We start from the raw sequence: 12,034 nt of genomic DNA, 5'->3' as shown, positions 1-12,034 counted from the left end.
AACGATTAACCGATTAAACAAATAAACATTATGTCAAAAGAAGTAAAATCAGTAGAATACGGATTAGAGAAAATATTTGAAGGAGCACAAGATTTCCTTCCATTATTAGGAACAGATTATGTAGAATTTTATGTGGGGAATGCTAAACAAGCTGCACATTATTATAAATCTGCATTCGGATATCAGTCATTAGCTTATGCCGGATTAGAAACTGGAGTAAGAGATAGGGCTTCTTATGTTTTGAAGCAAGATAAAATCAGAATTGTTTTGACAACGCCTTTAACAGCAGATTCTCCAATTAACGAACATTTGAAAAAACACGGAGACGGAGTAAAAGTTGCAGCACTTTGGGTTGAAGATGCTACAAAATCGTATGAAGAAACTATGAAACGTGGCGCTCGCTCTTTCATGGAACCAACAGTTGAAGAAGATGAATTTGGTCAGGTAGTTCGTTCTGGAATTTACACTTACGGAGAAACGGTTCATATTTTCGTAGAAAGAAAAAATTATAATGGCGTTTTCTTGCCAGGTTATAAAGAATGGAAATCGGATTACAATCCAGAGCCAACGGGATTAAAATACATCGATCACATGGTTGGAAATGTGGGCTGGAATGAAATGAATACTTGGGTAAAATTCTACGAAGAAGTTATGGGATTTGTTAATTTCCTATCTTTTGATGACAAACAAATCACAACAGAATATTCTGCCTTGATGAGTAAAGTAATGTCTAACGGAAACGGAAGAATTAAATTCCCAATCAACGAACCAGCTGAAGGAAAGAAAAAATCACAAATTGAAGAATATTTAGATTTCTACGGTGGGCCAGGAATTCAGCATATTGCCATTGCTACAGATGATATTATCAAAACTGTATCGCAACTTAGAGCACGTGGCGTTGAATTTTTATCTGCTCCTCCTCATACTTATTACCAAGCAATTCCTGAAAGATTAGGAGTTCATATGGATATGATGAAAGAAGATTTAAATGAAATCGAAAAATTGGCAATCATGGTGGATGCTGATGAAGATGGTTACTTATTACAGATTTTTACAAAGCCAGTTCAAGACAGACCGACGCTTTTCTTCGAAATTATTCAAAGAATGGGTGCAAAAGGGTTCGGCGCAGGTAACTTTAAAGCCCTTTTTGAGTCTATTGAAAGAGAGCAAGAATTGAGAGGAACGCTATAAAATGTTAATTTTCATATAGAAAACCGCATAATTCACCAAAAAACGATGCTTTTTTTGCAAATGTTATGTTAAACTTGACTTTTGCTATTTTATTTTTGAACTTTCTATCTATCTTTGCACCGCAAATCAGGAAGGGGTGGTTTCCTTCCGAATTGATATAAATTTCATAATTTATAGTTTTTTGGTTAGTTAATAGCATAAAAACTCAGTCATCTTTGACTGAGTTTTTTTGTTTTGGTACATTTGGAATAGAATTTGCATTTGTCTACCTTTATATAAAACGTAAAGATTATACTATGAAAAATCTCATCCTCATTATATTAGCACTAACAATACTCTCGTTCACGCCTCAAAAAGAAGACGCTTTCGACACTGGAGAATACTTTAAATTTAGAATCCATTACGGAATTGTAAATGCCGGATATGCTACTCTTGAAGTTAAAGATGCTACAGTCAACAATAAAAAGGTATTTCACTCTGTTGGAAAAGGTTACACAACCGGAATGTCCAAATTTTTCTTTAAAGTAGAAGATTTATACGAAAGTTATTTTGACAAAGAAACAGGAAAACCATATCGTTATGTTAGAAAAATTGACGAAGGTGGTTATACCAAAAATCAAGAAGGTTTTTTTAATCAAAACGAAAATAGAGTTTTAGTAAAAGATTACAAGCGTAAAACAGAAAAAACAATTATCGTAACCGAAGATGTACAAGATATTGTATCTGCTTTTTACTATTTGAGAAACCATCCAAACATTGACAAACTTAAATCTGGCGAGGCCATTACAATCGATATGTTTTTTGATGATGAAATCACAAAATTTAAGTTAAAATATGTAGGTCGTCAAGATATTACGACTAAATTTGGAACGGTTTCTACGATGGTCTTCAAACCATTAGTACAGACAGGCAGAGTGTTTAAAGAAAAAGAAAGTTTAACGCTCTGGATAACAGACGATGTAAACAAAGTTCCAATTAGAATTAAAGCAGATTTGGCCGTAGGATCTCTTAAAGCCGATCTCGATGAATATAAAGGATTAAAAAGTCCACTAAAAGCAAAAAAATAATGAACCCTACAGATCATTCTGAAGCAATTTTAAAAGAAATTGACCTAAAATTTCAAGCCATAAATCAAAAAACTGACGTTCAGTTAGAAGGATTGCTTTGGGCCAAACCAATTACTTATTGGGATTACATTCAAACTGATGCACTATTAAATTTACAAATTCAGCGCACTACACTTCCTGACGAAATGGTTTTTATCATGTATCATCAGGTAAATGAATTAATCTTTAAAATGATTTTGTGGGAGATTGATCAGATTGCAGAAACAGAAAACATTCAGGTTGATTTTTTCAGTGAAAGATTATCAAGAATCACAAGATACTTTGACATGCTTACCAATTCGTTTAGCATTATGGAAAACGGAATGGAAGTAGATCAATATATGAAATTCAGAAATACTCTTACTCCAGCAAGCGGGTTCCAAAGCGCTCAATATAGAATGATCGAATTTGCTTCGACTGATGTTATCAATTTAACAGATCGCAGATACAAAGCAAATTTTGACGAAAACACCGATTTGGAAACCTGCTTTGAACACCTTTATTGGCAAGCCGCTGGAAAAGATTATCACACTGGCGAAAAATCATATTTATTGAATGAATTTGAAAAGAAATATAAAGAGCAGTTTTTAAGACAAATGGCTTCTTTCAAAACAAAAAACCTTTGGCAAAAATTCATCCAATTACCAGTTGAAGATCAACAAAATACAGAACTGATTGCAGCGATGCGCCATTACGACAAAACTGTAAATATTACTTGGGTAATGCAACACCTTAATACTGCTAGAAAATATATTTTGGAAAGCGGAAAAGGCAATGGTGAAGCAACCGGAGGAAGCGACTGGCAAAAATATATGCACCCAAAATACCAAAGACGCATCTTTTTTCCTAAATTGTGGACCGAAGAAGAATTGTCCAATTGGGGAAATGAAACTGAAGTTTAATTTCACCACAAAAAATTTATAAAGTTTGAAAAAAGCAGTCGTAATTTTAATTGTCTTGTTTTCTATTTTTTCATGTAAAAAAGAGGAAGAAAAAGTAGAAGCAAAAATTACTAAACCAGCAACCAAAAAAATAGAATTCGGTTTTAATTACGCAGACTTTAATGTTGTTAATGATACTATTTCAAAAGGAGATTCTTTTGGCTCAATCTTGCAAAGCCAAAACATTGGAGACAAAAAAGTACATGATATTGTTGAGCAAGTAAAAGATTCTTTTAATGTTAGAAGCATTCGTTACGGCAAACCTTTCACTTTACTTCGCGCCAAAAACAAGACCAATAATTTGGAGGTTTTTATTTATCAGCCAGATGCTTTAAGCTATTATGTAATTGATTTAAGAGACAGCATTGCAAAAGCTTATAAAAAAATAAAACCCGTTACTTTAAAACGAAAAATGATTGGTGGCGTTTTAAAAAGTTCACTTTCTGAAACTTTAGGAAACGAAAGCGTTGAAACCGCTTTGGCCAGCAGAATTACAAAAGTCTTTTCTTGGTCTATTGACTTCTTTAAACTTAAAAAAGGAGATCGTTACGGATTAATTTTCAAAGAACGATTCATCAACGGAAAAACGTACGATGGTGTTGAAGAACTTGAAGCTGCATTTTTTGAATATAAGGGTAAAATCGTTTATGCTTTTCCTTTTGAAAGAGACACTACTTCTGGAAAAATTGAATATTATGACGATCAAGGAAAAACCCTTAAAAATTTCTTCTTGAAAACTCCGATTAAATTCAGCCGAATCACTTCAAGATTCACTATGAATAGATTTCATCCGGTACAACATACTTGGAAAGCACATAAAGGAACTGATTATGCTGCTCCAACAGGGACTCCGATTTCTACTACAGCATCGGGAGTTGTAGAAACTACTGGATATACAGCAGGAAACGGAAACTTTGTAAAAGTAAAACACAACGGAACCTACTCTACTCAATATTTACACATGTCCAAAATTTTGGTTCGCCGCGGACAACGCGTTACACAAGGCCAGACAATTGGTTTAGTTGGAAGTACAGGTTTAGCTTCTGGTCCACACGTTTGTTATCGTTTCTGGAAAAACGGCGTACAAGTTGATGCACTTCGTTTGAATCTACCAACAGGAGAATCTTTGACAGGAAATGACAGAACTCGCTTTATGACACAGATTGAGCCTTTGAAAAGAGAATTGGATAGCATTGGAAATTTGTAAACAATCTTTTTGAAACGGAAATCATGAAAAATGAACGCCTCAAAACTATGTATCATGAAACTTTTTCTGGTCTAAAATTATTTTACAGAGATACAAATCTACCTGAAAATCTAATTTTAAATTATAAAGTCGGACAGATCATTCAAGAAAAAGGATTTACCGACATGACTTCTATCGGTGGCGGTCTTTCTGGAAATTTCAGATATTTGATTGCAAGCGCGCATGCCAAAGATTTGTCAAAATTTAATCCTGATTCCGCAAAAATTGGACATTTTCTTTTAGACTCAATCGCCTATTTTAAAGTATTGGACATTCAGAAAGTGGATGATAAAACGCAAGTCTTTCTTTTAAATATTCCAGACAATTCGATTTCACTTTTCAAAAATTCATCTTCAAACTTAGAGGAAGAAATTATAGAAAAAGCTCAAAAACGCTTTCGTGAAAAAATCGATGCCGTTTTAATCCCAGAATTGCAAACCGAAATTTGGAAAGAAAGAACTAAACTTCCAATTGGAATGGATGAAAACGGTCAGTTATTTTTTGATGATTCTAAGGTCAAAACTGAATCTCCAAAAAGAATTGATGTTGATATCACAAAGAAAATAATAGAGATTAATAAAAAACCTTGGTGGAAATTTTGGTAAACAAACTTCTTAATTATTAGGAATATCTTTTTCTAAATTCAGAAGGATTCATTCCTTTATGTTTTTTAAAAACTTTATTTAAATGGCTTTCATCCGAAAAATTTAATTCATCTGAAATTTCATTAATTCGCATATCTGTATTTAAAAGTCTCGCTTCAATTAATCTTAATTTGTAGTTTGCAATATATTCTTGCAGTGTTTCTCCTGTTTGCTTTTTAAAATATTTACCCAAATAATTAAGAGTGATATTAAAGTGACTGCTTATTTTTTCTGATTTTAATTCTTTTGGATTGTAAATGTTCTCTTGAATATAATGCAAAATTTCAAGAACCATCTCTCCTGTTGTTTCTTTAATATTCTTGGGAAGTTTCAACGCAATGTTTCTCGCAACAATTGTAATAATTGTATTTACAATCTGCTCAATAATCTTTTGATGGTAAATTTGCTGATTGTTTTGCTCACTTATTATATTTTTTATTAATGAAGCAATTAACGGTTTATCAATTTGATTTTTCAAAATACAACCAGGTCGATGGCTTGCATTTTGAAGAATATACTCCATTCTCAAAACTGTTTCGGATTGCGCATTTTGAGAACCTGCTTTTACGTAATATTCATTAAATCGAAGAAAGAAGAATTTTGTTGGTGTTATAATTTCAAACGAGTGCACATCTTGTGGTGTCACCAAAAATAGATTTCCTTTTCGATATTGAAACTTATTGTCATTAATAACTTGAATTCCTGTTCCATCAACAATATAAATCAATTCAAAGAAATTGTTTTTCCGAATTGTTTTAGGAAACTGCTCCAGTTCTTTAAAATCAACTTCAAAAGGAAGATATAAATTCTTGTTTGTCATTATGCTAAAATACAATTTTAGCACCAATAAGTACAATTTTAAGCGAACGATAACCCCTTAATTTTGTTTCAGATAACAAACTAAAAATCTGCAAAATGAAAATACTTTTAATTGGCGCAAATGGAGAAATTGGTAAAATACTGCATCCTGCTTTTGCAAAAAACCATGAAATAATTTCGGCTGGAAGAAACAGCGGAAATTTCAGAATCGATTTATCAGATTCAAATTCAATTGAAAAATTATTTGAAGAAGTAAAAAACATTGATGCTTGTATTTGTGTGGCGGGCGATTGCTACACAGGAGATTTGCTTTCGCTTGACGAAAAAAAATTAAATATTGGCATCCAGAACAAATTGCTTGGACAAATTAATCTGGTTTTAATTGGCCAAAAACACTTAAACGATAACGGATCATTTACACTCACTTCAGGAAAAATGGGTGACAAACCTGTAAAAAACAATATAAGTAAAGCTATTGTAAATGGCGGAATCAACAGTTTTGTTTTAGCAACTTCATTGGAATTGGAAAGAGGAATTAGAATAAATGCTATTAGTCCGGCAAAAGTTGCGGATATTCCGACTAAAGATTTAATAAATGCTTATGCAAAAAGTATTGAAGAAACTACAAATGGAGAAATTATTAAAGTAAACTATTAAACTTTCAAAAGATGAAAAACGCAATTTTAATTCTACTGCTTTTGATCTTAAATTCAATTCATGCCCAAAAAAAATCTGAATTTTCAGGTTCATGGACCTTGGTTTCGGTTGAAAACACAAATTCTGACGGAATAAAAAGTCTTCCATATGATGCAGATCCAAAGGGTTATTTATTCTTTGATGAAAAAGGAAATTATGCGGTTCAGATCTATAAAGATAAAAGAGCAAAAATTATTTCTGGAGATAAAAACAAATGCACTCCCGAAGAAAACACTGCAATTGTACAAGGAAGCAATTCACATTTTGGCGAATATGAAATTGACGAAACAAATAAGACTATAACTTTTAAAATAAAAACGGCATCGTTTCCAAATTGGGAAGGAAAAATTCAAAAGAGATTATACACTTTTGTGAACAACGAACTTAAATATGCGGTGACCAATACTACGCAAGGAGGTAAATCGGTAACAGCTGAAGTTGTCTGGAAAAAGTTATGACTTACTTTTCATAAAACGTTTTCGTAACTAATTGTTATATAATTGCAAACCGCTCCCCTTTTAAAAGTTATTTCAGTATTTTTGTGTTTCAGAAAACAAACTCAATTATAGATAAAAATGGCTTTAAACACAACAAACCCAACTGGGACTGAAGCGTGGAAAAATCTACAAAACCACTATAACGCAATTCACGAAACCACAATACAAGAATTGTTTCAACAAGATAGTGCACGTGCTGAAAAATTCAACTTGCAATGGAATGATTTTTTAGTAGATTATTCAAAAAACAATATTAGTCAAGAAACTGTTTCTCTTTTATTAGAATTAGCAAACTCGATTGGATTGAAAGATGCAATTGCACAATATTTTGGTGGAGAATTAATCAATCAGACAGAAAATCGTGCCGTTTTACACACTGCATTGCGCGCACCAGAATCGGCTGTGATTAATGTTGACGGAGAAAATGTAATTCCTGAAGTTTACGAAGTAAAAAATAAGATCAAAAACTTTACACAAGAAGTAATCTCTGGACAAAGAAAAGGTTACACTGGAAAAGCTTTTACTGACATCGTAAATATCGGAATAGGTGGTTCTGACCTTGGTCCTGTTATGGCAGTTGAAGCTTTACAGTTTTACAAAAATCACTTAAATACACATTTCGTTTCAAATGTTGACGGTGACCACGTAAATGAAGTTATCAAAAAACTAAACCCTGAAACTACTTTATTTGTAATTGTTTCTAAAACTTTTACAACTCAAGAAACGCTTTCAAATTCAGAAACTATAAAAGAATGGTTTTTAAAATCGGCTTCTCAAGAAGACATTGCAAAACACTTCGTGGCGGTTTCTACAAACATTAAAAATGTAACAGAATTCGGAATTAATCCAGACAACGTTTTCCCAATGTGGGATTGGGTTGGAGGAAGATTTTCTCTTTGGAGTGCCGTTGGTTTAAGCATTGCTTTGGCTGTTGGATTTGATAATTATAATGATTTATTAAATGGCGCCTATGAAATGGATCAACATTTCAAATCGGCAGAATTTGATGAAAACATTCCAGTTATTTTAGCTTTGTTAAGCGTTTGGTACAATAATTTTTATGGTGCCGAAAGCGAAGCTTTGATTCCATACACACAATATTTACACAAACTTGCTCCTTATTTACAGCAAGCTTTTATGGAAAGTAACGGAAAAAGTGTTGGCCGTGATGGAAAACCTGTTAACTATCAAACTGGAACAATCATTTGGGGAGAACCAGGAACAAATTCTCAACACGCTTTCTTCCAATTAATTCACCAAGGAACTAAGAGAATTCCAACAGATTTTGTCGGATTTGTAAAACCACTTTACGGAAACGAAGATCATCACGATAAACTAATGTCTAACTTCTTTGCTCAGACTGAGGCTTTAATGAACGGAAAAACTCCAGCTCAAGTTCAGGCAGAATTTGACAAACAAGGATTAGCAGCTGAAAAAGCATCTTATTTATTGCCTTTTAAAGTTTTCACCGGAAACAAACCAACGAATACTATTTTGATTCAAAAACTCACTCCAAAAAGCTTAGGATCATTAATTGCGTTATATGAGCATAAGATTTTTGTTCAAGGAGTTATCTGGAACATTTTCAGTTTCGACCAATGGGGAGTTGAATTAGGTAAACAATTGGCAAATTCTATTTTAGATGAGATCAATACTAAGACTGTTAAAAATCATGATAGCTCAACTTCGTTTTTATTAAATCACTTCTTGAAAAATAAATAAACGACAGAAATTTAAGGATTTCGTAACATACTGAAACGTCTTAATTTAATGAAAATTAAGGCGTTTTTTCGTATAAAATATCGGTAAAAAACACAAAAAAGCGGTCAATTTGCATGTTTAAGCTTACAGAACTATTCAGATTATTGCATTTTTAACAAAAATAACTTATTTAAATTCAACAAAACAACATTTTTTTTAACGAAAAACGAAATATTCATTTTAATGCGCAACACTAAAGACAAAAGTTATTTTTCTTAACATTTCGATAACATTATCTGAGTTAATTGTTATAATTTTGCCAAAAACAATAAACTCAATAACAAAATGAAGAAAATGAAAAATTGGTTACTGACCGGACTATTCTTTATGATAGTTTCAACCGTATTTTCTCAAGGAAAAGTTACTGGTAAAATTACCGACGGAACAGGTGGATTACCAGGAGCAAATGTAGTGATCAAAGGATCTACTACAGCAACTTCAACAGATTTTGATGGTAAATTTACTCTTACTTCAACATCAAGCACAGGTGAGATTGTTATCTCTTTTTTAGGTTATGACAACCAAACTGTGAAATTTAACGTGTCAAACGGCGCAACTACAAACTTAGGAACTATTACTTTGGTTTCTAACTCAAACGAATTAAGCGAGATTGTAGTTAAAAGTAGCACAGTAGATATTGCAAAAGACAGAAAAACACCTGTTGCAGTTTCAACAATTAAAGCTGCTGACATTCAGGCAAAATTAGGAAACCAAGAACTTCCTGAGATGCTTAAAAGTACTCCATCTGTTTATGTAACTAAATCTGGTGGTGGATTTGGAGATTCAAGAATTACAGTTCGTGGATTTAGCCAAAACAACGTAGCGGTAATGGTTAACGGTATGCCAGTTAACGATATGGAAAATGGTTCTGTTTACTGGAGTAACTGGGCTGGTTTATCTGACGTTACTTCTTTCATTCAGATTCAAAGAGGTTTAGGATCTTCTAAATTAGCTATTGCTTCTGTAGGAGGAACTATGAACTACGTAACTAAAGCTTCAGATTTGAAACAAGGTGGTACAATTGGTACTTCTTTTGGTAATGACAATTTCTTCAAATCTAATGTTGCTTACAACACAGGAAAATTAGACAGCGGATTCTCTGCATCTGTTTTATACAGCCACACTCAAGGTGATGGTTATGTAGATGGAACTCAATTTAACGGAGATAACTACTATATAGCTCTTGGTTATTCTACAAAAAATAACAAACACGATTTCCAATTTACAGTTACTGGTGCTCCACAATGGCACGATCAAAGAAATACTTTTATCACTATAGCACAGTATCAAAAATACGGTTCAGTATCTGATCCAAACATTAAATATAACTCAGATTGGGGTTATAAAGATGGTCAGGCTTTCAACATGACTAGAAACTACTATCACAAGCCTGTAACTTCATTAAACTATGATTTCCAAATTAATGAAACATCTAAATTATCTGCTGTAGCTTACGCTTCTTTCGGACGTGGAGGAGGATCTAGAGGAGCAGGTGGTGCTGGAGGAAACAACTATGCTTCTGATGTATTTAGAACTGCAGATGGTTTAGTTGACTATGACAAAATTGTTCGTTGGAACACAGGACAACAAGTGATCAGATATAACAATACAGATAATGTTCGTACAACAAACGGAACAACTGGAGAGTTCCAAAACAGTGCTGCAACTGGTAGAACTGGTACAAGCGCTGCAAACTACAAGTACGACACTACTTCAGGTATTTCTCAAATTTCTTCTGTTAACTCTCACAACTGGTATGGTGCAATTGTTAACTTCAACAAAAAATTCACAGAAAATTTAACTTGGGATCTTGGAATTGACGTTAGAGGATATAAAGGTCTTCACTACCAAAACGTAAATAACAGATTAGGTGCAGATTCATACATTGACAATTTGGATGTTAACAATCCTAGCAGAACTTTATACGGTACATACTCTACATACGCTCCTTGGAATGTATTTAAAGATACTGACAAAGAAGAGAAAATCAACTTCAACAATGATGGTGATGTAAGATGGTATGGTGGATTTACTCAATTGGAGTATACTTCAGACAAATTTACTGCATTCGTACAAGGTGCACTTTCTCAACAAGGATTTAAAAGAGTTGATTACTTCAAGTATAAAACTACAGATCCATTATCTAGTACAGATTACGAAAACATCTTAGGTGGTAACATAAAAGGTGGTGTTAACTACAACATCAACGAGCACCATAATGTTTTTGTTAACTCAGGATATTACTCAAAACAACCATTCTTCAATGCAGTTTACCCAAACAATGCTTCAATTGTAAATGGTAACTTAACAAACGAGAAAATCTTTGCTGTTGAAGCTGGTTACGGTCTACGTACAAGCAAATTCTCTGCAAACGTAAACTTATACCGTACTTCTTGGAAAGACAGATACCAAAGACAAAATGACGGAGCTGCAGACAACACTGGAGGTTACTATGACTTCGCTGGAATTACAGAGATTCACTCAGGTATCGAGATTGATGGTACTGCTAAAGTACTTGACAACCTTACACTTACTGCAATGCTATCTATTGGAGATTGGCAATATGACGGTACAAGTACAAGTAACCGTTACGACTCTGGAAACAATCCTATCGGTGGAGGAACTCCTACAACATTATACCTTGACGGTGTAAGAGTTGGAGATGCTGCTCAAACAACTGCAGCTTTAGGAGCAACTTATGAAATTTTACCTCGTTTTACTGTTGATGCAAACTACAACTACGCTGACAAATTGTATGCTGCTATCTCTCCAGGAAACTTTACTAAAGAAGATAACAAAGGGGCATTACAATTACCATCTTATGGTACTGCTGATGCTGGTTTATCATACAAATTGTTAGTTGGTAAAAACAAAAGCAACTCTGTAGGTTTCAGATTAAACGTGAACAACCTTTTTGATTACACTTACATTGCTGAAGCAAAAACAAATATATTTGCTTCTGATGTTCCTACTGTTCCAACATACAAAGGTATTGCTACTACAAACCAAGTATACTTTGGTTTCGGTAGAACTTGGAACTTCGCATTACGTTACGATTTCTAAAATTTAGAATCTAAATAAATAATAAAAACGGCATTGACTTTTAAGTTTAATGCCGTTTTTTTATAGCCTT

The 12,034-nt window shown here is 33.3% G+C and carries 10 protein-coding genes; 9 read left to right on the top strand and 1 reads right to left on the bottom strand.

Annotated elements, in window-relative coordinates:
* Window positions 1-30 precede the first annotated feature (30 nt).
* From hppD to JI750_RS06290, 5 genes are all read left to right on the top strand, one after another.
* Window positions 31-1,191 carry a 4-hydroxyphenylpyruvate dioxygenase gene (gene hppD, locus JI750_RS06310; protein WP_201999443.1) on the top strand — a complete coding sequence of 387 codons (1,161 nt, stop codon included), beginning with the start codon at window positions 31-33 and terminating at the stop codon, window positions 1,189-1,191.
* A gap of 296 nt (window positions 1,192-1,487) precedes the next feature.
* Window positions 1,488-2,258 carry a DUF3108 domain-containing protein gene (locus JI750_RS06305; RefSeq protein ID WP_201999442.1) on the top strand — a complete coding sequence of 257 codons (771 nt, stop codon included), beginning with the start codon at window positions 1,488-1,490 and terminating at the stop codon, window positions 2,256-2,258.
* Entirely contained in the window at window positions 2,258-3,199 is a 942-nt protein-coding gene (locus JI750_RS06300) for a tryptophan 2,3-dioxygenase family protein (protein ID WP_201999441.1), read from the top strand. The genes JI750_RS06305 and JI750_RS06300 overlap by 1 nt, the downstream gene beginning before the upstream one ends.
* Window positions 3,200-3,224: 25 nt before the next feature.
* A complete protein-coding gene (locus tag JI750_RS06295; protein ID WP_201999440.1) occupies window positions 3,225-4,445 on the top strand; it encodes a peptidoglycan DD-metalloendopeptidase family protein in 1,221 nt (406 codons plus the stop codon).
* 23 nt (window positions 4,446-4,468) lie between these two features.
* The gene (locus JI750_RS06290; RefSeq protein WP_201999439.1) at window positions 4,469-5,089 is read left to right on the top strand and encodes a hypothetical protein; all 621 of its coding nucleotides are present in this window, start codon (window positions 4,469-4,471) and stop codon (window positions 5,087-5,089) included.
* A 16-nt stretch (window positions 5,090-5,105) separates the two neighbouring features.
* Here JI750_RS06290 and JI750_RS06285 read toward each other — a convergent pair whose 3' ends face one another.
* Window positions 5,106-5,948 (bottom strand): AraC family transcriptional regulator, encoded by an 843-nt coding sequence (locus JI750_RS06285; protein WP_201999438.1) that lies wholly within the window; start codon window positions 5,946-5,948, stop codon window positions 5,106-5,108.
* Window positions 5,949-6,043: 95 nt separating this feature from the next.
* Between JI750_RS06285 and JI750_RS06280 the strand changes: the two genes are divergently transcribed.
* The 4 genes from JI750_RS06280 to JI750_RS06265 all read left to right on the top strand — a co-directional run bounded on the left by JI750_RS06280 (window position 6,044) and on the right by JI750_RS06265 (window position 11,964).
* Window positions 6,044-6,604 carry a short chain dehydrogenase gene (locus tag JI750_RS06280; RefSeq protein ID WP_201999437.1) on the top strand — a complete coding sequence of 187 codons (561 nt, stop codon included), beginning with the start codon at window positions 6,044-6,046 and terminating at the stop codon, window positions 6,602-6,604.
* Window positions 6,605-6,615: 11 nt separating this feature from the next.
* Window positions 6,616-7,101 (top strand): lipocalin-like domain-containing protein, encoded by a 486-nt coding sequence (locus JI750_RS06275; protein ID WP_201999436.1) that lies wholly within the window; start codon window positions 6,616-6,618, stop codon window positions 7,099-7,101.
* A gap of 117 nt (window positions 7,102-7,218) precedes the next feature.
* Window positions 7,219-8,862 (top strand): glucose-6-phosphate isomerase, encoded by a 1,644-nt coding sequence (pgi, locus tag JI750_RS06270; protein WP_201999435.1) that lies wholly within the window; start codon window positions 7,219-7,221, stop codon window positions 8,860-8,862.
* Between the two features lie 324 nt (window positions 8,863-9,186).
* Window positions 9,187-11,964, top strand: coding sequence for a TonB-dependent receptor (locus JI750_RS06265; protein ID WP_201999434.1), 2,778 nt, complete (start codon window positions 9,187-9,189; stop codon window positions 11,962-11,964).
* Window positions 11,965-12,034: the final 70 nt, after the last annotated feature.

The organism is Flavobacterium tagetis, from assembly GCF_016735615.1.
Taxonomy (GTDB): domain Bacteria; phylum Bacteroidota; class Bacteroidia; order Flavobacteriales; family Flavobacteriaceae; genus Flavobacterium; species Flavobacterium tagetis.
This window is presented reverse-complemented; position numbering and strand designations above follow the sequence as displayed.

Excerpts from the sequence above, each read along its gene's own strand:
- JI750_RS06280 (WP_201999437.1), top strand. The coding sequence starts at position 6,044 with ATGAAAATACTTTTAATTGGCGCAAATGGAGAAATTGGTAAAATACTG.
- JI750_RS06265 (WP_201999434.1), top strand. The coding sequence starts at position 9,187 with ATGAAGAAAATGAAAAATTGGTTACTGACCGGACTATTCTTTATGATA.
- pgi (WP_201999435.1), top strand. The coding sequence starts at position 7,219 with ATGGCTTTAAACACAACAAACCCAACTGGGACTGAAGCGTGGAAAAAT.
- JI750_RS06275 (WP_201999436.1), top strand. The coding sequence starts at position 6,616 with ATGAAAAACGCAATTTTAATTCTACTGCTTTTGATCTTAAATTCAATT.
- JI750_RS06285 (WP_201999438.1), bottom strand. The coding sequence starts at position 5,948 with ATGACAAACAAGAATTTATATCTTCCTTTTGAAGTTGATTTTAAAGAA.
- JI750_RS06300 (WP_201999441.1), top strand. The coding sequence starts at position 2,258 with ATGAACCCTACAGATCATTCTGAAGCAATTTTAAAAGAAATTGACCTA.
- JI750_RS06290 (WP_201999439.1), top strand. The coding sequence starts at position 4,469 with ATGAAAAATGAACGCCTCAAAACTATGTATCATGAAACTTTTTCTGGT.
- hppD (WP_201999443.1), top strand. The coding sequence starts at position 31 with ATGTCAAAAGAAGTAAAATCAGTAGAATACGGATTAGAGAAAATATTT.
- JI750_RS06305 (WP_201999442.1), top strand. The coding sequence starts at position 1,488 with ATGAAAAATCTCATCCTCATTATATTAGCACTAACAATACTCTCGTTC.